Source organism: Gordonia sp. HS-NH1, assembly GCF_001418765.1.
In the GTDB taxonomy this organism is placed as follows: domain Bacteria; phylum Actinomycetota; class Actinomycetes; order Mycobacteriales; family Mycobacteriaceae; genus Gordonia.
This window is the reverse complement of the sequence record NZ_LIYC01000012.1, coordinates 38,452-58,148: the sequence shown is the minus strand read 5'-3', so window position 1 is coordinate 58,148 and position 19,697 is coordinate 38,452. Positions and strand designations below refer to the sequence as shown.

Below are 19,697 nucleotides of genomic sequence, written 5' to 3'. Positions count from 1 at the left end.
GGTATCACCCTGACCCCACCCTGACAGGGGTGACGTTCGGCACTCTACTTCGGGATCTGGACCTCGAACGAGTGCAACCGGTTGGGCGATCCGACGTTGTCAGAGACCACGAGGAGGGTGCGGGTGCGGGTCTTGGCGAACGGGTTGTCCGGGTGCCAGTTGCCCCAAGCGAGACCCGACATGTTGCCGGTGAGCAGATGCGGCGTCGCGGTGGTGGAGAAGATCCGCCGCTTGGTCATCGCCTTCTCGCGTCCGCTCAGCTTCTTCTTGTTCGTCACCGAGGTGGCACCGCGGGTGGTCGTCCAGAAGATGTTCGCGAGCCGGCCCGGTCCACGCTCGAGGACCAAGAAGTCGGTCGAGTTGACGGCGAGAACGTCGGCGGCCACCTTGTTCGCGTCGGTGCGGTAGACGAACTCGCGATTGCTCTTGCCGAAGGTCAGCAGGCGGGCCGAACGCGCGGCGTCCTGCCGGAGTCCACCGGCCGTCAGAACGCTGACCTGACCCTGCGGTCCGACCGCCGCACCCGTGAGTCCGCGCTGGCCCGCCAGACCCGACTTCGGCGACGGCCGCCACGCCGAGGGGATCGGCAGGTCGCGGATGACCTGTCCGATGGGTCCGATCTGACGGACGAACTGGTTGTTGCCACCGCTGACGACGGTGTAACCGCCCGCGGACCGGCGGATGCCCTCGAACTGCGCCTGGCCGGGCAGCAACGGGAGAAACCACGGACCGAGGACCGTGCCGCCCCCGTTGATCCGCGGCTGACCCGCGAATGCCGCGGTCACCGAGGTGTATCCGATCGAGGCGGTGAAGAAGCGTGCCGGCAGCACGTCTTCGGCGATCAGCACGTAGCTGCCGTTGCCGGTCCGGTCGATTCCGGAGATCCGGTTGACCGTCGGGAGTCCGTCCCCGATCGTCGTCGAATCGGTGAAGAACGCCGACACGCCTGCCCCGGAAGGCGGTGTCGCGGAGGCCGGTTGACCTGCGATCGGAGAGGCCAGACCGAGTACGCAGGCACCGACGATCGAGGCACCCCACACACGTAGTTTCATGAGGGGCACGATACCTCAACCGTCACTTCTGACCCATCCGTACATTCAGCCCCGAACCCCGCAGCACGCCCGCGTCAGGCCAGGCGCTGCTTCAGACCGTCCAGCTCGTCACGCAGCGAACTCGGCAGCTTCTCGCCCACGAAGTCGAAGAGCTCCTCGATCGACGGGATCTCCTCGCGCCATTCCTCGGGCTTGAAGGCAAGCGCCTCCGCGACGTCCTCGGCGGGCACGTCGAGGCCGCTGACGTCGATCGACTCCGGCTTGGCGACGATGCCGATGGGCGTCTCGATGCCCTCGGCCTCACCCTCGATGCGCTCGATGATCCACTTCAGCACGCGGCTGTTCTCGCCGAATCCTGGCCACAGGAAGCGCTTGTCGTCGCCACGACGGAACCAGTTGACGTAGAAGACCTTCGGCAGCTTCGACTCGTCGGCGTTCTTGCCGATGTTCACCCAGTGCTGCAGGTAGTCACCGACGTGGTAGCCCATGAACGGCAGCATCGCCATCGGGTCGCGACGCACGGTGCCGACCTTGCCCTCGGCGGCGGCGGTCTGCTCGGAGCCGACGGTGGCGCCCATGAAGACACCGGTCTGCCAGTCGCGCGCCTCGGTGACCAGAGGGACCGTGGTCTTGCGACGTCCACCAAAGAGGATCGCCGAGATCGGCACGCCCTGCGGATCATCCCACTCGTCGGCCAGCGACGGGCACTGCGAGATGGGGGTGCAGTAGCGCGAGTTCGGGTGCGCGGCCTTGTGATCGGACTCGGGAGTCCAGTCGTTGCCGAGCCAGTCGGTGAGGTGCGCGGGCGCCGGGCCGTCGATGTCCTCCCACCAGATGTCACCGTCATCGGTGCGAGCGACGTTGGTGTAGAGGGTGTTTCCGGCCTCGATGGTCTTCATCGCGTTCGGGTTCGAGTCGTAGCTGGTGCCGGGTGCGACACCGAAGAAACCGAACTCCGGGTTGATCGCGTAGAGACGACCGTCTGCGCCGAAACGCATCCAGGCGATGTCGTCGCCCACGGTCTCGGCCTTCCACCCGGGGATGGTCGGCTGGAGCATCGCCAGATTGGTCTTGCCGCAGGCACTCGGGAAGGCCGCGGCGATGTAGTAGACCTTGTTCGCCGGGCTGGTCAGTTTCAGGATCAGCATGTGCTCGGCCATCCAGCCCTCGTCACGGGCGATGACCGAGGCGATGCGCAGGGCGTAGCACTTCTTGCCGAGCAGGGCGTTGCCGCCGTAACCCGAGCCGAACGACCAGATCTCGCGGGTCTCCGGGAAGTGGGTGATGTACTTCTCGGTGTTGCACGGCCACGGCACGTCGGCCTGGCCGGGCTCGAGCGGCGCGCCGACGGAGTGCAGCGCCTTCACGAAGAAGCCGTCCTCGCCCAGGATCTCCAGGACGCGGGGGCCGACGCGGGTCATGATCTTCATGGACAGCACGACGTACTCGGAGTCGGTCAGCTCGACACCGAGCTTGGGATCGTCGGAGTCCAGGGGGCCCATGCAGAACGGGATGACGAACATGGTGCGACCGCGCATGCTGCCGCGGTAGAGCTCGGTCATCGTCGAACGCATCTCGGCGGGGTCGACCCAGTTGTTGGTCGGGCCGGCGTCGTCCTCGGACTCCGAGCAGATGTACGTCCGCGACTCCACGCGTGCGACGTCGGCCGGATCGGAGTTCGCCAGGAAGGAGTTCGGCTTCTTCTCCTCGTTCAGCTTGACCAAGGTGCCGGCCTTCACGAGGTCGGCGGTGAGGCGCTCCCACTCCTCGTCGCTGCCGTCCGACCACACCACCCGGTCGGGCTGGGTCAGCTCGGCGACCTCGGCCACCCAGGCCAGCAGTCCCGCGTGCTTTGTCGGAGCGCTGCTCGGGTCCAGTCCGGGAATGGTGGCTGCGGTCATCGTTGGGGCCTCCTCCGAGGTGGTGGCCGCTTGGAATGGCCACCTGTCAGGTCGTCTCGTCGTCCAGGATACGTACACCGAACGGGCGCTAGGTCACGGGGTTCACCAGGTGCGGTCTATCCCACACCCAGCGGACAGATGACCAAAGTCCCTGGTAGTCGCGCGCGGCCTGGTCTCGGCGCGAAGCGTACCGGTTCGGACGTCCGGTCACATGTCAGCCGATGCGTCCCGAACCGCCGGAGATCCACTCGCCGGTGTCCGGGTCGAGCACCGCCGAACGGAACTCGCCGTCCGCGCCGATCTCGGTGATCTTGTCGACCTGTCCGTCCCGATCGCTGTCCGTGTACACGGTAAACCCGTCGGGACCGTTCCGGGTGAGGGAGTCGTTGATCCCGTCGTTGTCGGTGTCGACCTCGGCGGGTCCCAGATCCCAGATCCGGCCGTCCTCGTGCATCCACAGGTGATCGTCGAGCTCGTCGGACGCCGGCGTCTCGTGCAGCGCGGCCACCGACTCGAACGACCGCGGGTCGTCGGAGCCCCCCACCTCACCGAACAGCGAGGACTCGTCCGCGCGGTCCGGGTCCGGGGTGTCGTCGGAGAACATCGGGTCCATCGGAATCACTGCTTCCCGTCGTCGTGGCCGGCGCGGGTGCCCGCGGCCGGTTCGTCATGCCGTCGATCGTCTCGACGCCCGGCGGGGTCGTCGGATTCTCGTCCCGGATCGTCGCCTCGGGCGGGATGCGCCCACAGCCGTTCCGACCGCGCGGTGAGATCGCGGCGGACGGCCTCGGCCCGCTCGCGCCGGACCCGGGCGTCACGGACATCGATCCCGCTGCGCACGCGTCGGATCTCCTCGTCGAGCCGCGCGATCTCCGTCGACACCTCCCGGTTGCGGCGTTCGTGAGCGCGGGCGATCTGCCCGGCGATCCGGGTCTCGGCAGCCGAGACGCGCAGCGCGAGCTGATGATCGAGTGTGGTCCGCGCCTCGGCGAGCAGCTCGGCCGTACGCGCCGCCCGCTCGGAACGATCCACCGCACTCCGCCGGACGCGGATCACCCACGCCGCGACCGCCACGCCCAGGAGCAGGGCGAGCGGCATGCTGATCCACTGGAGCGTCTGGACCGAGGCCATCGGCGCGACGACCAGCCGTCCGACACCCAGACCGGTCGAGGCGCCGATGACCACGAGCAGCGCGTCTTCGGCGCCCGCGCGCCGCGCCCGGCTGCTCGGTCGTTCGGTGTGGAGATCCACCGCGGGCCAGGGCTCGTCCGTCGTCGGCTCGGCGTCCAGGCCGACCAGGGCGGTCGCCCGCACGGCGTCGACGCGCTCGTCGACACGGTGACGAATGCGGTCGGCGAGTTCGGACCACCCGGTCCGGACCCAGGCGCCGTACTCCTTGTCGGCGACCGGGGCACGGTCGGCGGCGGCCGCCGCCAGATCGCGCACCCCGGCGTGCACTTCCGCCGACGACTGGGACCGGACACGGGACAGCCCGGCGCGGACGGCCGCCAGACGGTCCGTGCGCCCACGTTCGCGGGTGGCGAGCAGACGGCGGCGAGCGGTCAGGAGCTCATCGGCGTCGGCACGCGCGGACACCTCGTCGTCGGCGCCGGTCCCCGAGGAGGCGAGTAGATGCTCGACCGCGCCGATACCCGCCCCCAGGCGGGCGCGCTCGTCGCGGAGTGCAGCCGGCGCGCCGGTCGCCTCGCGAAGCCATTCCGCGAGGGCCTCGACCCCCGACTCGTCCACGGCACCCCCCAGGGCCGCGACCGCGGACACCCCGAACAGGGGCAGCGACCCGAACGGGTCGAGGCCGGATCGGTGCGCACGCACGGTCCGCGGCCACTCCCAGAACGCATCGATCTTGGTGCACACGATCGCCACGGTCCCGACCTGCGCGCGCATCTGCTCGACGAGGGCTCGTTCCTCGTCCCCGACCGACGACGACGGATCCACGACCACGAGCGCCGCAGCAGCCGGTGCTCCGCCTCCCCGGGTGCGGGCGGCGATGTCGAGATCCGGGGCGAGCGCCCGGCAGGCCTCGACCAGGGTGCGTACGCCCACCCCGTCGGTGCCGACGACGAGCACGCCGCTGCCGGTGCCGACGCGATCGGCGTCGAACCCGGTCAGCTCACGTGCGTCGTCGAGTGCCGTGTCGGTCATCCGGCAACCCCCGCCCCGGCCAGCAGTCGTTCGGCCCCGGGTCGGTCGAGGCCGGCCGCGGCCGCCTCCTCCAGCCGGGTGCGCAGCTCGACCTCCCGCCAGTACCGGATGTGGCCGACGCGAGCCCCGAGGGGTTCCGCGAGATCGGGCACCCCGGAGGCGTCCCGGAGTGCCCTGCTCAGCTCCTGTGCGGTGGCGGCGACGGGTGACCGGGACTCGATGAGGGCGAGCGTGGTGTCGATCCCGTAGGCGTCGATCCGGCGCAGCAGCCCCTGGCGCAGGAGACGTTCGTCGGAACCCGGGCGTCCGACGAGGAACCGGCCCGCCATGGACGGCATCCCGACACCCGCGGCCGCCATCGTCGTCAGTGCCGCGAACTCGGCGGCGTCGAGGTCGGCGCACGCCAGCAACTGCGACACCGGATACACCGGTGTGCCCAGACGGGTGGCACACGTCGACGCGACCGCGACCGCGGAGTCCCAGTCGCCGTGGGTGTCGGCCTTGCCGAGCACCACGAGGACACGATCGGACGGCAGGGACGCGAGGAGTTCGCGGTCCGCGCGGCGGGGCAACCCGGCCAGGACGAGGAGCCACAGATCGGCGTCGGCAGCACCCTGCTCGCCCTCGCCGGGTCCGATCACGGTGAGCGACAGACGTTCTCGGAGAGCGCGGGCCATCGTGTCCCGGCCGGTCCCGGGCCGGCCGACGACCTGGACGTGCAACGGACGGAGAAACCGCCGGCCCGCGGCGGTCAGGACGGGCACCAGCGGCGACCCCGGGTCGACGAGATCGGCCAGACGACCCTGCTCGGCAGCGACCGACAACTCGCTCCCGCCGGGCCCACCGCGCCGGACGCCGTTCACCGGTGCCCCCACCGCAGCCTCCTCGTCATCCGACCCCCCGCGCATCTCGCGACCCGGCCCCGGCACGCCGACGACCCCCCGGACATCAGCGCACGTGAACCGCGGCAGGGCCGAGACTAATCGGGATCGGCGCGAACGGCGGAGCTACCTCCACATGCCGCCCGGAGGCCGGTTCGGCGCACATCCGGGCCGCCGCGACCACCCACGACTGCGGCAGCCGACTCGCCCGCGACTTCGTCGAGACGGCTCGATGCGCAACGATGGACGCGTGAACAACAGCCCCGACAGGTCCCGGTTGTACCCCCGCGTGACGAGCTTCCGCTTCCGCCGCGGCACCTTGACGACCGGCCAGCAGCGCAACTGGGAGACGCTGTGGCCGGTTCTCGGCCGCGACCTCGAGATCGGCCCGGAGCGGGTGCCCGAGCCGCAACTCGACCTCACCGAGCTGTTCGGGCGCGACGCCCCGAAGGTCCTCGAGATCGGCAGCGGAACCGGCATCTCGACCGCGGCGATGGCCGAGGCCGAGCCCGACGTCGACGTCGTCGCCGTCGAGGTCTACAAGCCGGGCCTGGCCCAGCTCCTCGGTCTCATCGACCGCAACGGGCTCACCAATGTGCGTCTGATCCGCGGCGACGCGGCCATCGTCCTCACCGAGCTCATCCCGTCGTCGAGCCTCACCGGGATCCGACTGTTCTTTCCCGATCCGTGGCCCAAATCGCGGCACCACAAGCGGCGCTTCGTGCAGACCGGCACACTGGAGCTGATCGCCGACCGTCTGATCCCCGGGGGAGTGCTCCACATCGCGACCGATCACGCGGGGTACGCCGAATGGATCGCGGAGGCGCTCGCCACCCAGGACGCCGATCGCCCGCATGTCGTCCAGCTGACCCGCGAGTCGCCGATCCTGCTGGAGCGGCCGACGACGAAGTTCGAGGGACGAGCCGAGCGCGACGGCCGCTACGTCAGCGAGTTCGTGTACACGCGGCCCATCCCGCCGGTCACCGCGACCGGCGACACCCCGACGGGAGCCCGCCATGACTGATCACAGCCCCACCGGCTTCGCCGACACCATCGCCGGTCAGACGGGTACGCGCCGCATGCTGCTGGTGTGGGACGCGCCCAACATGGACATGGGTCTCGGTGCCCTGCTCGGCGGGCGACCGACCGCGGCGCACCGCCCCCGATTCGACGCTCTCGGCCGCTGGTTGCTGCAGCGGACCGCAGATGTGTCCGCTCTCACCGACGGGGGCGGCGCGGTCGAGCCGGAGGCCACCGTCTTCACCAACATCGCCCCTGGTAGCGCCGACGTCGTCCGGCCGTGGGTCGACGCCCTCCGAAACGTCGGTTTCGCCGTGTTCGCCAAGCCGAAACTGTCCGACGACAGCGACGTCGACTCCGACATGCTCGACCACATCGAGCTTCGCAGGCACACTGTTGGACTAGCGGGCGTGATCGTGGCATCCGCCGACGGCCAGGCATTCCGCGAACCGCTGCTCGAGGTGGTCGGGGACGGCGTGCCCGTCACCGTCATCGGATTCCGGGAACACGCCAGCTGGGCACTGAGCACCGAAGAAATCGAGTTCATCGATCTCGAGGACATCGCCGGCGTGTTCCGCGAGCCGCTTCCGCGCATCGGGCTGGACTCCCTGCCCGACGAGGGTGCGTGGCTCACGCCCTTCCGTCCGCTCAGCGCATTGCTACGCTGACCTGCGTCGTCGTGGCCGCCCCAGGGTCGTCGGCCGGTTGTCGGCGACCCGCCGTCGGGCGTCGGCCCAGGTGTGCTCGCGGGTGATCCGAGGCCGACGCCTCAGGGATCACTCAGGCAACACTGTCAGGATCTTTCGGGAAACTGACAGAATCGCCCCCGGCGCTCCGCGAAGGCGGGCGACCGGAGTGCCCGTCTCGTCGTCGTACACGAAAGGACATCAGCGTGTTCCGGTTCATCGGCACATTCGTCTACCGAATGCGCTTCCTCGTCATCGCGGTGCTGATCGCGATGATGGCCGGACTCGGACTGTACGGTCTCGATCTCGGCAAGCACCTCAGCCAGAGCGGCTGGTTCGATCCGACATCGGAGTCCGACACCGGTGCGCGGTACGCCGACCAGGCGCTGGGGCGCGACCACACCTCCGACGTCATCCTGATGATCACCCCGCCCGAGGGCACCCGCGTCCACGACAAGGCCTTCGGGGCCAAGGTGGAGACGTTCGTCGAGGATCTGATCGCGACCCATCCCGACATCGTCGGACGCGCCGATCCCGGCCTGTACGACCCGTTCCTCGTCCAGCCCGCACAGAGCACGTTGCAGGACCGGTTGTTCACCGAGGACGGCAGACACGCCTTCATCAGCATCGGTGTCGCCGGAGACGACGACACGACGGTTCTCGCCAACTACAAGACCATCGAACCGTTCTTCGACGACATCCCCGAACGGTTCGATCTACCCGGTACGACCTTCGAACTGGCAGGTCTGCAGCCGGTGGCCGGTTCCATGGCCGAGGGCATGGACAAGGACATCCACCGGGCCGAGGTGCTCGCGCTGCCGCTCGTGGCGATCATGCTGTTCTTCGTGTTCGGCGGCGTCGTCGCCGCCTGTCTGCCCGTCCTGATCGGCGGTCTGACCATCGCCGGGTCGCTGGGCATCATGAAGATCCTGGCGCTCACCACCGAGCTGAACATCTTCGCGCAGTCGGTGGTCACGCTGATCGGTCTCGGCATCGCGATCGACTACGGCCTGTTCATCGTGTCGCGGTTCCGAGAGGAACTCGGTGAGGGTTATTCGACGAAGGCGGCGGTCCGAAGAACCGTGATGACCGCCGGCCAGACGGTGGTCTTCTCCGCGACGATCATCGTCGCCGCGCTGGCGTGTCTGCTGATCATGCCGCAGGGATTCCTCAAGTCGGTCGCCTACGGCGCGATCGCATCGGTGTCCCTGGCCGCGATCCTGTCGATCACGGTCCTGCCGGCGATCCTGGGCATCCTCGGCCCTCGCGTGAACATGCTGTCGATCAGCACGATCATGAAGTACACCGCGGTGCCGCTGGCCCGCCGCTTCTCCGGCGAGGAACGCGCCGTGGCGATCGAGAACCGGTTCAGCGGTCGCATGAAGACCAGCCAGGAGGTCGAGAACGGCTTCTGGGGCCGGCTCGCGACCTGGGTGATGAAGCATCCGGTCCGGACCGCGGTCCCGACCGTGCTCCTGCTGCTCGCGCTGATCATCCCGTTCGGCAGCATCCAGTTCGGCGGTATCAGCGAGAAGTTCCTGCCGCCGGACAATCCCAACCGTGTCGCACAGGAGAAGTTCGACGAGTACTTCCCGAGCGAGCGGACCGAGGCCATCAAGCTCGTCATCATCTACGACGAGTCCAGTCAGACCGACCAGAACAAGCTCGACGCGATCGCCAAGCGCGCCGACGAGGTCCCCGGCTTCACGAACAAGTTCAGCGACCCCGACAAGTCCGACTTCGGCTCCTTCGACGCCGAGCGGTACCCGAACGTGGGCGTCTACCAGGTGTCGGCGGGTCTGCAGGACCGGAACACCGCCGCCCAGGCGATCGAGCAGTTGCGCGCGATCGACACCGAGGGCCTCACGATGTACGTGGCCGGCACCCCGGCCCTGACGCAGGATTCGATCGACGCGCTGATGCAGCGGCTCCCGCTGATGGCGGTCATGCTCGTCCTCATCACCGGCCTGCTGATGTTCTTGCAGTTCGGGTCGCTCGTCCTGCCCATCAAGGCCGCGCTCATGACGGCCCTCGGTCTCGGTGCCACGCTCGGCATCCTCACCTGGATCTTCGTCGACGGCCACGGCGCCGAGCTGGCCAACTTCACCCCGGGCCCGCTGTTCGCGGCCGTGCTGGTGCTCATCATCGCGATCGTGTTCGGCCTCTCGACCGACTACGAGGTGTTCCTGCTCTCCCGCATGGTCGAGGCCAGACAGAAGGGTGCGAGCACGACCGAGGCGATCCGCAGCGGCACCGCGCACACCGGCGGCATCATCACCGCGGCCGCCGCCATCCTCGTCGTGGTCACCGGCGCGTTCAGTCTGTCCGAGATCGTGATGATGAAGTACATCGCGTTCGGCATGATCGCCGCGCTGATCCTCGACGCCACGGTCATCCGCATGCTTCTCGTCCCGTCGGTGATGAAGCTGCTCGGCGACGACTGCTGGTGGGCGCCGCGGTGGATGCGAGTGGTCCAGCGCAAGATCGGGCTCGGCGAGACCGTGCTCGACGACGAGCCCGACGAGCAGCGCGATGCCGGTGCCGGCGCCCGTCCGGTGAGCGCGGGCACCGTGGTGGCCGAGGCCCCGACGTCGGTGATGGCCGCGGCACGCAGGCAACCGGTCCCGGCGGGCGCAGTCCCCGGCCGGGGTCGGGTACCGGTCGGCACCGCGCGGTCCGCCGCACCGGGCCGGCCGGCTCCGGACCGCCCGCACGGCACCGCCCGCCCGGGCGCACCGGCCGGCCAGACACCCGACCAGCGCACCGGTGCCGGACCGACACCGGCTCCGGCGGGTCCGCCGGCAGGTCCCCCGACGACCACGGGACGCCCGAACACCGGGCCGACCCCGCCGCGCACCCCGCCGGCGCGCGTCGGACCGTCACCCGCACCCGGTGCTCCGAACCCTGAGCCGGCCGAACGCCGCCCGGTGGCGCCGTACCGTCGCTCCGCACTGTCGAAGAGTGATCGTCCCGACACCGGTGGCTGGAGCCTCGGCGAAGGCGGCATCCGACTCGGCGACGCCGCACCTCGGTCGGCGAACGGCGACCGTCCGACGGTCACTCCCCCGTCCGGCCCGCCCCGCGTGCCAGAGACCGGTGGGCGCCCGAATCCGACTCCGGGCCCGGTTCGGCCGAACCCGGAGCCGACCGGCCAGCGTTCACCGCTCGGTCGACGGCCCGCCCTCGACGAGACCGGCCGCCGCCCCCTCGCAGCCTCGGTCAGCCCGGAGGCGTCGACCCCGTCGTCTCGTGGACGTCGCAGCGCCGGTCCCTCACCGATGGAGCGCGGCCTGAGCGCCGACGCGACACCGGCAGCCGCCTCACGACCCGACGGCGGGCCCGCCTCGGGTGAGCAGGATCGTCCGGCGGACGACTCGACTCGTCGCCGTCGCCCGCGCACGGACCGGCACGCCCGGTCCGACGACACCGGTGACGACGGCCAGATCAGCGTCCAGGAACTGCTGAAGCGGAGTCGCTCGCAGAAGTAGCCGGCCGGACCCCCGTTCGCGGCCATGGTTTCCGTGCGCCGATTGATCGCGGGTCACGCTCAATCCGGGATGGGTCGGCACTGGGCATTGCCCTGATGTGACCGACCGCACATCTCGCGCAGGATGTCTGCCAGCACACCAACGCTGGAGGGACAGCCCGCATGACTTCATCCACCACCTGGACGTCCCCGGAGCATCGCAGAAGCGTGCTCTGGGTCGTCGCCCTTGCCACCATCGCGATCGTCTTCGACGGGTACGACCTCGTGGTCTACGGCACGGTCCTGCCCACCCTGCTCGACGACCCGTCCCAACTCGGTCAGCTCACCCCCGCCACCGCCGGGGCGCTTGGTTCCTACGCGCTCATCGGTGTGATGATCGGCGCCTTGCTGGCCGGCGCGGTCGGCGACCGTGTCGGTCGACGCCGGATGATGCTGGCCAACATAGTCTGGTTCTCCATCGGCATGGGTGCCACCGCCCTCGCCGCCGACCTCGCCACCTTCGGCATCTTGCGGTTCCTGACCGGTATCGGGATCGGAGGCCTGGTCGCGACCGCGGGTGCGATGGTCGCCGAGTTCGCACCGTCGTCGAAGCGAAACCTCTTCAATGCGATCGTCTACAGCGGCGTCCCCGCGGGCGGTGTGGTCGCCGCGATCCTCGCGATGCTGCTCGCCGACCATATCGGCTGGCGCGGCCTGTTCTGGGTCGGCGCGCTCCCCCTCGTCACGCTGTTCCCGGTCGCGTGGCTGCGCATGCCCGAGTCACCGCAGTGGCTGGCCGCACGCGGTCGGATCGATGCGGCGCGGGAGATCTCCGGTCGCACCGGCATTCCCGTCGGGACAACCGCGGTTCCCACCGGAACCGAGCAGGCGGGCAAGGTCGGGTTCGCGGTAGTGGCCTCCCGACGCTTCGCGGTGCCGACGCTGCTGCTGGGCAGCATGAGCTTCGTGGGTCTGCTGCTCACCTACGGCCTCAACACCTGGCTTCCGCAGATCATGAAGGCGAGTGGTTTCGACGCCAAGGGCTCGCTGTCGTTTCTGTTGGTGCTCAACGGCGGTGCCATCGTCGGCGGCCTCATCGCCGCACGGTTCGCCGACCGTCGGGGTCCGCAACAGGTCGTGGCGACGTCGTTCTGCCTGGCCACCTTCGCGCTGATCGGGCTGACCTTCGCACTGCCGCTGCCGGTTCTGCTCGCCGCCGTCGCCGTCGCCGGTACGGGCACCATCGGCACCCAGGTCCTTATCTACGGCTTCGTGTCGAACTTCTACCCCACCGAGGCTCGCGCGGCAGGTGTCGCCTGGTGCGCAGGGTTCGGACGGCTCGGCGGCATCATCGGACCGGTGATCGGGGGCCTGCTGATCGGTGCCGGGATCTCCTCGGTCACCGCCTACTATCTGTTCGCCGGGATCGCGCTCATCGGCGCGGCCGCCACCATGCTGGTCGTCACCCCGAAACCGGCGGCCGGACCCAGCGTCCCGCTGTCCGCGCCGGGGTTCGCGACCTCCGAATAGCGTTGGTACGGTAAGGAACAGATCGACCACGGCCTCGAGGAGCTCACTCCTCCTCGAGGCCGTGTTCGATGACGTAACGGGTCAGCTCCACCCGGTTGCCGAGCTGGAGCTTGCGGAGAGTGGCCTGGACATGGTTCTCGACGGTCCGGTGACTCAAGTCGAGGCGCCGCGCGATCTGCTTGGCGCTCAACCCTTTTGCCACTAGTCGCAACACCTCGGTCTCCCGTTCGGTGAGTACGGGTGCAGCAGGCGCGGCGTCGGGTTGCTGGGACATGCGCCGGTACTCGCCCAGCACCAGGCCGGCGAGTCCAGGGGTGAAGACCGCCTGCCCGTCGGCGGTAGCCCGCACCGCCTCGACCAGCTCTTCGCGCGACGACGACTTCACGAGATAGCCACTGGCCCCGGCCTTCACCGCTTCCAGCACGTCGTCGCGCTCGCCCGACGCCGACAGCACGAGGATGCGTGTTCGCGGGGAGACCTCGAGGACCGCGGCCGTCGCCTCGGTACCGGTACCGTCGGCCAACTGCATGTCCATCAGGACGACGTCCGGCGTCACGGCAGCCGCGCGCCGGCCCGCGCTGCCCACGCCGTCCGCGGTGGCGACCACGTCGAATCCCTCGTCGGCGAGATCACGGGCCACCGCCTCACGCCAGATCGGATGGTCGTCGACGACCATGATCCGCAGTGGCGCCCGTTCCTCGTCACTTCGACCTGCGCCCATACCTGTTGCTCCCCTCGACTGTCAGCTGTCGTCCCGCGGGACGGTGAACTCCCACTCCGTGCCCGCACCCGGTTCGGTGTCGAGTTGCGCGGTCCCGCCGAGGGATTCGATCCGCCCGACGATCGACTTCGACACCCCGACGCGTCCCTGCGTGACCGCCTCGGCCAGCCTGCCGTCGGGGATGCCGATCCCGTCGTCGCGCACACTCACCACCACGTCCCGCCCCAGATCCTCCACCAGGATGTACGCGCGCGCACCGGGACCGGCGTGGTTCGCCACGTTGTCGAGCGCGTTGCCGACCGCCGCGCGGATCTCGGAACCGGTGTGCGCCGGGACCATGACCGCATCGGCGGGCGCACTGACCGAGATCCGATCGGCGGCGAAGGCGCGGAGGACCGCGGCGAGGTCGACGCTGCGTTGCGGATCGGGGGAGAGCGCATCGGGGGAAGCGGGGACCGGTTCGTCGGTGTCGGAGATCAGTCGGCGCAGAGTGCGCTCCTGCTCTGCGGCAAGGGTGGCGAGTTCGTCTGTCGGGCCGCCGATCTCGCGTCCGCGTCGAGCGATCAGCGCCAAGACCTGCAGCACCCCGTCGTGGACCTCCCGGGAGAGCCGCTCGCGTTCCTCGGCGGCCGCGGCGATACGCGCCGCCCGGGACAGTTGCTCCTGCACACGCCTCGCGTTCGCGGCCGCGAGGCCGACCGCCATGCCGGTCGCCACGATCACGATGATCGTCGCGTTCCGGCCGAAGTCAAGGTTGAGTTCACCTTTGACAAAAGTACTGGTGCCGCCGACGATCAGGCCCGCCACGATCCCGCCGACCGGCCCGGTGAGGATCGCGACCGAGATGACCGCGTTGGTGGCCCACAGCGTGGTGGGCCAGGTCTGGTTGTTCCACGCCCACTGCGCGTCGGCGACATACGACGTCGACAGCATCAGCGCGCACACGACGACCACCTCGACGCCGACCCAGACGAGGTTGCGTGCGAACCCGACGAAGTAGCCGATCCCGCTCACCAGGGTCCATGCCGAGAGCAGCCCGAACAGCACCCAGGCGACGCCGCCACGGTCGAGGTCGGGGTTCACGGCGATCTGGAAGCCGAGCGCGTAGAGGTATGACAGCAGCCGGAAGATCTGCGCACCCCGCCACAGCGGACCGACCGGGTCGTTGTCGACGACCCGGGCCAGACGGTCCGGGGCGGGCTCCCGATCCGGCGGGTTGCCGACGACCGGCGGCCGCTGGCGCGTCATGTCGTGCCGCGCCCGTCCCGATCGCTTCCGGCCGGGTTCGGGTCCGAGATCTCCTGGCCCTGCCCCTCCGGTGCCACGTCCCCCGCGCGAGAGTCCGTGCCCGGAGCCTGTCGCGAGAGCGTCTCGGCCGCGGCGTCAGGATCGTCGGTGTCCCAGACCGGCGGGTCCGGCTCGGCGACGACCCCCGGGCGCCGGCCGTCGTCAGCGGCGTCGTGACCGTCGGCCACGCTCCCTTTCAGGCGCCGAACCGCGGTGTTGAAGAACGCGATCAGGGGCACGGCGAGCAGACCGCCGATGATGCCGGCCGACACCAGGCCGGCAGCGATCCCGAGGACCACCGCGACCGGGTGCAGACGAACCGACCGGCCGAGCAGGAACGGCTGTAGCACATGGCTTTCGAGCTGCATGACGCCGACGACGATGGCGAGCGCGACGACCGCCGCGATCCAGCCCTGGGTCACCAGGGCGACGAGCACCGCCAGCGTGCCGGTGACCAGGGCGCCGACGATCGGGATGAACGCGCCCAGGAAGACCAGCGACGCCAGCGGAAGAGCCAGGGGCACTTGCAGGATGGCGAGACCGATGCCGATCCCGCACGCGTCGACGAAGGCCACCGCGACGGTCGCCCGGACGTACCCGACGAGCGTGCCGAAACCGGCGATACCCGCCTCCCACACCCGATTCCGGTTGGCTTGCGGGATCACGTTGACCGAGAACCGCCAGATCTGGCCCCCGCCGTAGAGAAAGAAGATCAGTAGGAAGAGAGTCAGCAGAGCGCCGGTGATGATCTCCGTGGCCGTGGTGGCCGTTGCCAGTGCGCCGCTGGTGACCCGGTCCTGGTTGTGCTGGATGAAGTCGAGGGTGTCGGTGCCGAAGTTCCGCACCTGATCACGATCGAGGCCCAGGGGCCCGTTGATGAGCCACTCCCTGGTCTTCTCGACGGTCACCCGGACCTGTTCGGCGAGTTCGGGGACGCCGTCGATGAACTCGCGGACGACGAACGTCATGACGGCCGAGAGCAGTCCGATCGCGACGACGAGGTTGACGATGACCGCCAGAGACCGCGGTAGTCCGCGCCGGTCGAGGGCGTCGACGCCGGGGACCAGCATCGCCGAGATCAGAATGGCGAGGGCGATCGGCACGAGGACTTCCTCGAACTCCCGGAACAACTGGGTGGCGACGTAGCCGGCGGCGACGAGGAGCAGCAGCCGCCACGCCCATTCCGCAGCAGCCCGCACCTGCGGGTGTACCTTGGCCCGATCGATGGACGCGAGGTCGCGGGCATCGCGCGGCCGCTGGGCGCGTTCGGCTTCGGTCACGCAAGCAACACTAGTGGTGCGGGTGGCCTACGGGGGTCGTCACCGACACCGGGCCCCTACCTTATGGTGGCACGTATGTCGTCGGAGGATGTTGGCTCGCCGGGGGGCGCGGCATCCCCGGCGATCCGTCCTCGGTTCTGGTGGGTGCGCTGGGTCCTGCTCACCGTCGTCCTGATCATCCTCGCCGTCGAAGTCGTCCTCATCTGGCCCGAGCTCAAGGGTGCCTGGCTCCGTATCGGTGAGATCGAGTGGCATTGGGTCGCGGCCTGTCTGGTCGCCGCGATGCTGTCGATGGACAGCTTCGCCCAGGTCCAGCGTGCACTGTTGCGTTCAGCGGGCCTGCGAGTCACGCAGTGGAAGTCCCTGTCGGTCATCCTGGCGGCCAACTCCCTGAGCCAGACGATGCCGGGTGGGCAGGTCCTCGCCCCGGCGTTCACCTACCGGGAGACCCGGAAGTGGGGCGCGACGCCGGTCATCGCATCCTGGCAGGTGGTGATGTCGGGTCTGCTCGCCGGCATCGGTCTCGCCGTACTGGGATTCGGCGGCGCCCTCCTGGCCGGCGCGAAGACCAGTCCGTTCTCGGTGGTCTTCTCGGTCGCCGGGTTCCTCGCGGTCGCGGTGGTGCTGCAGTACCTGGCCAGTCACCCGGAATCCTTGAAGAGCACCGGGATTCGTGTCCTCGGCTGGTGGAACCAACTCCGCAACAAGCCGGAGGACCAGGGCACAGAACGGCTCTTCGAGACGCTCGAACAACTCCGGGCGGTCCAGCTCGGCAAGCGCGACACCTCGGTCGCATTCGGCTGGAGCCTGTTCAACTGGGTCGCCGACGTGGGATGCCTGATGTTCGCCTGCTGGGCGGTCGACGCGCACCCGAGCATCTCCGGCCTGATGGTGGCCTACGCGGCGGGCAAGGCCGTCGGCTCGGCCATCCCCTTGCTGCCGGGCGGTATCGGCGTCGTCGACGCGGTGCTGGTGCCGGCGCTCACCAGCGCCGGGATGCCCGCGGCCGACGCGATCACCGCGGTCCTGATCTACCGCCTGATCAGTTACGTGATCGTCTCGGCCATCGGCTGGGTGGTCATCGGCCTCATGTTCCGCAACCGGATCAAGCGCGACGACACATTCATCGACGAGGTGGAGCGAGACGCCGAGGTCCTCGAACGCGCGGCCGACGAGACCCCGGCGACGGCCGACTCCGGGCCCGCCGACCCCGCGGGCGGCGACGTGACGTCCGGTGACCGGAGCCCACCGGAGGGCCGGCCCACCGGTCCGTCGGTCGACGGACCGGCCTCGGGCGGGCCGCCCGGAGACGGTTTCCGCTCGGACTCCGGCCGAACGTCCGACACCGATCCGCCCTCGGACCCGGTACGGTAGTCCACCATGCTGAGCTCGAAGACGGACCGGGGCTCCGACACGGCGGAGACGGGGACCTCGCCGGCGCGCGGGACCGCGACGGCTCCCGTCGCAGCCCTGTTCGACGCCGTGGCGATCACGGTCTTCGTGCTCATCGGCCGGGCCAGCCACGAAGAGGGATACGCGCTGGCGTCGGTGCTGCACACGCTGTGGCCCTTCCTGGCCGGCTGCGCCGCCGGTTGGTCGATCACCTACGTCTACGCCCACGTGCGGTCGAGCGACTTCTTCGGCCACGACTATCGTCCGGACCGGGTCGTCCCGGTCGGCCTCGTCGTCTGGTTCTGCACGGTGACCGTCGCGATGATCCTGCGGTTCATCCTCAGCCAGGGAGTGGCGGTGAGTTTCGTGATCGTCGCGGCCCTCGTGCTCGCCGCCTTCATGCTGGGCTGGCGAGCCGTCTTCGCCGTGCTCGGCCGTCGCGCCTCCGCCTGAAAGACCCCGCTACCGCGACCTGTCGGCGGACCTACTTGATCGTGAAGTACTTCTGCGCGACCTGGAGGGCAGCGGTTCCCGACTTCGGTCCCTCGGTGTAGACCACGATGACCTGACCGCCCTGCAGACCCACGAACCACCCCGGTCCCTCGGGACCGTTGGTGCCCACGAGGGCCCGCAGTCCCGGCGCCCGGGTGAGGTCGCTGGCGTCGCCGGTGGCCGCAGTCGCGGTCATCGCCTGCAGAACCGGCCGGACGACAGCAGGGTCGAGACCGCCGAGGTCTCCGCCCGAGATCTTCGTGGGCACGTTCTTGATCACGAACGGCGGCACCGACGACGTCTGGCCGGACGCGCTGCGGGCCATCGCGACACCGAAGGCAGCCATGTTCGTCATCGACATCATGCTCTGACCGGGACGGAAATCGATGGTCGCGATACCGGGACGATCCGGGGCGGCGACACTCGCGCCCGGCACCGTGAACTGGACGCCGAGCCCGAACCGGTCGAGGAGTTCGTCACCGCGCTCGTGCTGCGGCCCGGCAGCTCGTCCGATCGCGTCGAAGACGGGGTTGAGCGTCGTGCCGACCGGGTAGGGCCGGTCGATGTCGACGCCGCTCTCGACCGCGTACGAATTCTGGGCCATCCCGAGAATCGCCCCGGTCTGCGCATCCAGGGTCATGATGGTCGCGGGTTGACCCACCTCGACAGCCGCGTCACCCAGGGTCAGCTGGACACCCTGGTCGACGGTCGTCGGCACGTCCGGTCCGGGAGGACCCTGTTCGCCCGCCAGTTTGCGGGGCGCCGCGCCCGGCCCGAGCATCTCGACCTGCCAGCCGGCGGTGGCGTCGCGGATGGCCTGCCAGTAGTTGGTGAGTCCGTCCTCGAGGGGTGAGGAGAGCCGCCGGTCGGCCATCACGAGCTGGTCGGACCGGTTGACCGTGACACCGGGTACCCGCCGCGGGTCGCCCGCGAGGACTTCCATGTCGGAGTCACGCAGACCGACCGCGGTGACGGCCTTGCCCGGGGTCGCGTCGAGCTTCTCGCGGATCACCTGCCCGGTGATCATGGGTGCGATGGGCGCGATCACCCCGGCCAGGGCCCGCACGGAGGCGTTCAGGTCGGCGGTGCGGGTGGGGTCGAGCACGATCTCGTTGACCGGCTGGGCGTACATGAAGACCCGGCCGGTGCGGCTGCGGACGGTCGGTGCCGGCTTCGCGTCGGTGCGGATCTCGCGGAGAGTGCCACCGGCGGTGAGGCCGGCGTGCAGGATCGCGGGGTCCCAGGTCACCTTCCAGCCCGACGACAGCTTGCGGGCGGTGCCGCCGCTCGTCGACTCGTACTCGCGACCCTTGTCCCAGTTCCAGGTGGTGGTGACCGAGAACGTCGCCGTCCCGTCGCTGTATTCGACGGGGTTCTCGACGTCGACATCGACACGTTGCGCGGACATCTGTTTCAGCGTGGTGGTGAGACTGTCACCGGCCTGTCCCGGCGCGGTGGTGAACGCCGCGGCCCCGCCGGCGTCCTGGCGGCTCAGTGCGGCGGCGAATGCATCGATGGCGGCTGCGGCACCCGTGTCCGACGAACCGGCGAACCCGCAGGAGCTCACCATGACCGCGCACGTGACCGCGGCGCAAGCGGCTGTCGTCGCGCGCTTGACCCAGATCTTCATGACATCAATTTTCACTCGTGTAACACCCGAATTCGACGTCGTGAGCTTCCATTCGGGGATCAAGCCGGTCACGAACTCATCTCGCCATAGGGACCTATGACACACCGCGACATACGAGATCGCCGTCCGGCAACCACATCCACGCCGCCGGACCCGCCCATCCCCGACCGCCCTCAGCTTGCCGGACTGCGAGAAT

General features: G+C 69.5%; 15 protein-coding genes. 6 read left to right on the top strand and 9 right to left on the bottom strand.

What is annotated here, in order from left to right; all coding sequences use genetic code 11:
- Positions 1-44: 44 nt before the first annotated feature.
- From AMD30_RS10950 to AMD30_RS10930, 5 genes are all read right to left on the bottom strand, one after another.
- On the bottom strand, positions 45-1,052 hold the full coding sequence (locus AMD30_RS10950) for an esterase-like activity of phytase family protein (RefSeq protein ID WP_010843328.1): 1,008 nt from the start codon (positions 1,050-1,052) through the stop codon (positions 45-47).
- Between the two features lie 74 nt (positions 1,053-1,126).
- Positions 1,127-2,953, bottom strand: a complete 1,827-nt coding sequence (locus AMD30_RS10945) for a phosphoenolpyruvate carboxykinase (GTP) (RefSeq protein WP_055475647.1) — start codon at positions 2,951-2,953, stop codon at positions 1,127-1,129.
- Between the two features lie 214 nt (positions 2,954-3,167).
- The gene (locus tag AMD30_RS10940; RefSeq protein WP_442902691.1) at positions 3,168-3,575 is read right to left on the bottom strand and encodes a DUF6802 family protein; all 408 of its coding nucleotides are present in this window, start codon (positions 3,573-3,575) and stop codon (positions 3,168-3,170) included.
- Positions 3,572-5,116 carry a hypothetical protein gene (locus AMD30_RS10935; protein ID WP_055475645.1) on the bottom strand — a complete coding sequence of 515 codons (1,545 nt, stop codon included), beginning with the start codon at positions 5,114-5,116 and terminating at the stop codon, positions 3,572-3,574. Before AMD30_RS10935 ends, AMD30_RS10940 begins: the two co-directional genes overlap by 4 nt.
- Positions 5,113-5,991 (bottom strand): hypothetical protein, encoded by an 879-nt coding sequence (locus AMD30_RS10930; RefSeq protein WP_055475688.1) that lies wholly within the window; start codon positions 5,989-5,991, stop codon positions 5,113-5,115. Before AMD30_RS10930 ends, AMD30_RS10935 begins: the two co-directional genes overlap by 4 nt.
- Before the next feature lie 238 nt (positions 5,992-6,229).
- Between AMD30_RS10930 and trmB the strand changes: the two genes are divergently transcribed.
- The 4 genes from trmB to AMD30_RS10910 all read left to right on the top strand — a co-directional run bounded on the left by trmB (position 6,230) and on the right by AMD30_RS10910 (position 12,699).
- Complete coding sequence (gene trmB, locus AMD30_RS10925) at positions 6,230-7,021, top strand: tRNA (guanosine(46)-N7)-methyltransferase TrmB (RefSeq protein ID WP_010843323.1); 792 nt, start codon at positions 6,230-6,232, stop codon at positions 7,019-7,021.
- The gene (locus AMD30_RS10920; RefSeq protein WP_010843322.1) at positions 7,014-7,685 is read left to right on the top strand and encodes an NYN domain-containing protein; all 672 of its coding nucleotides are present in this window, start codon (positions 7,014-7,016) and stop codon (positions 7,683-7,685) included. Before trmB ends, AMD30_RS10920 begins: the two co-directional genes overlap by 8 nt.
- A 224-nt stretch (positions 7,686-7,909) precedes the next feature.
- Complete coding sequence (locus tag AMD30_RS10915) at positions 7,910-11,191, top strand: MMPL family transporter (protein WP_055475644.1); 3,282 nt, start codon at positions 7,910-7,912, stop codon at positions 11,189-11,191.
- Between the two features lie 161 nt (positions 11,192-11,352).
- The gene (locus AMD30_RS10910; RefSeq protein ID WP_055475643.1) at positions 11,353-12,699 is read left to right on the top strand and encodes an MFS transporter; all 1,347 of its coding nucleotides are present in this window, start codon (positions 11,353-11,355) and stop codon (positions 12,697-12,699) included.
- Positions 12,700-12,742: 43 nt separating this feature from the next.
- On the opposite strand, the gene AMD30_RS10905 is transcribed toward AMD30_RS10910, so the two are convergent.
- Genes AMD30_RS10905 through AMD30_RS10895 form a run of 3 tightly spaced genes read right to left on the bottom strand, consistent with a single transcriptional unit; the run spans position 12,743 to position 15,987 of the window.
- The gene (locus AMD30_RS10905; RefSeq protein ID WP_055475642.1) at positions 12,743-13,420 is read right to left on the bottom strand and encodes a response regulator; all 678 of its coding nucleotides are present in this window, start codon (positions 13,418-13,420) and stop codon (positions 12,743-12,745) included.
- Between the two features lie 21 nt (positions 13,421-13,441).
- Positions 13,442-14,668 carry a MacS family sensor histidine kinase gene (gene macS, locus AMD30_RS10900; RefSeq protein WP_055475641.1) on the bottom strand — a complete coding sequence of 409 codons (1,227 nt, stop codon included), beginning with the start codon at positions 14,666-14,668 and terminating at the stop codon, positions 13,442-13,444.
- Positions 14,665-15,987, bottom strand: a complete 1,323-nt coding sequence (locus AMD30_RS10895; protein WP_055475640.1) for an AI-2E family transporter — start codon at positions 15,985-15,987, stop codon at positions 14,665-14,667. The genes macS and AMD30_RS10895 overlap by 4 nt, the downstream gene beginning before the upstream one ends.
- Positions 15,988-16,062: 75 nt before the next feature.
- On the opposite strand from AMD30_RS10895, the gene AMD30_RS10890 reads away from it, so the two are divergent.
- Entirely contained in the window at positions 16,063-17,361 is a 1,299-nt protein-coding gene (locus tag AMD30_RS10890) for a flippase-like domain-containing protein (protein WP_152467779.1), read from the top strand.
- Positions 17,362-17,367: 6 nt separating this feature from the next.
- Positions 17,368-17,832, top strand: a complete 465-nt coding sequence (locus AMD30_RS10885) for a DUF3054 domain-containing protein (RefSeq protein ID WP_010843316.1) — start codon at positions 17,368-17,370, stop codon at positions 17,830-17,832.
- 31 nt (positions 17,833-17,863) lie between these two features.
- Here AMD30_RS10885 and AMD30_RS10880 read toward each other — a convergent pair whose 3' ends face one another.
- Positions 17,864-19,501, bottom strand: coding sequence for an NTF2-like N-terminal transpeptidase domain-containing protein (locus AMD30_RS10880; protein WP_055475639.1), 1,638 nt, complete (start codon positions 19,499-19,501; stop codon positions 17,864-17,866).
- Between the last annotated feature and the right edge of the window lie 196 nt (positions 19,502-19,697).

Excerpts from the sequence above, each read along its gene's own strand:
- AMD30_RS10935 (WP_055475645.1), bottom strand. The coding sequence starts at position 5,116 with ATGACCGACACGGCACTCGACGACGCACGTGAGCTGACCGGGTTCGAC.
- AMD30_RS10905 (WP_055475642.1), bottom strand. The coding sequence starts at position 13,420 with ATGGGCGCAGGTCGAAGTGACGAGGAACGGGCGCCACTGCGGATCATG.
- AMD30_RS10885 (WP_010843316.1), top strand. The coding sequence starts at position 17,368 with ATGCTGAGCTCGAAGACGGACCGGGGCTCCGACACGGCGGAGACGGGG.
- AMD30_RS10890 (WP_152467779.1), top strand. The coding sequence starts at position 16,063 with ATGTCGTCGGAGGATGTTGGCTCGCCGGGGGGCGCGGCATCCCCGGCG.
- AMD30_RS10910 (WP_055475643.1), top strand. The coding sequence starts at position 11,353 with ATGACTTCATCCACCACCTGGACGTCCCCGGAGCATCGCAGAAGCGTG.
- AMD30_RS10950 (WP_010843328.1), bottom strand. The coding sequence starts at position 1,052 with ATGAAACTACGTGTGTGGGGTGCCTCGATCGTCGGTGCCTGCGTACTC.
- AMD30_RS10920 (WP_010843322.1), top strand. The coding sequence starts at position 7,014 with ATGACTGATCACAGCCCCACCGGCTTCGCCGACACCATCGCCGGTCAG.
- AMD30_RS10880 (WP_055475639.1), bottom strand. The coding sequence starts at position 19,501 with ATGAAGATCTGGGTCAAGCGCGCGACGACAGCCGCTTGCGCCGCGGTC.
- AMD30_RS10945 (WP_055475647.1), bottom strand. The coding sequence starts at position 2,953 with ATGACCGCAGCCACCATTCCCGGACTGGACCCGAGCAGCGCTCCGACA.
- macS (WP_055475641.1), bottom strand. The coding sequence starts at position 14,668 with ATGACGCGCCAGCGGCCGCCGGTCGTCGGCAACCCGCCGGATCGGGAG.
- trmB (WP_010843323.1), top strand. The coding sequence starts at position 6,230 with ATGCGCAACGATGGACGCGTGAACAACAGCCCCGACAGGTCCCGGTTG.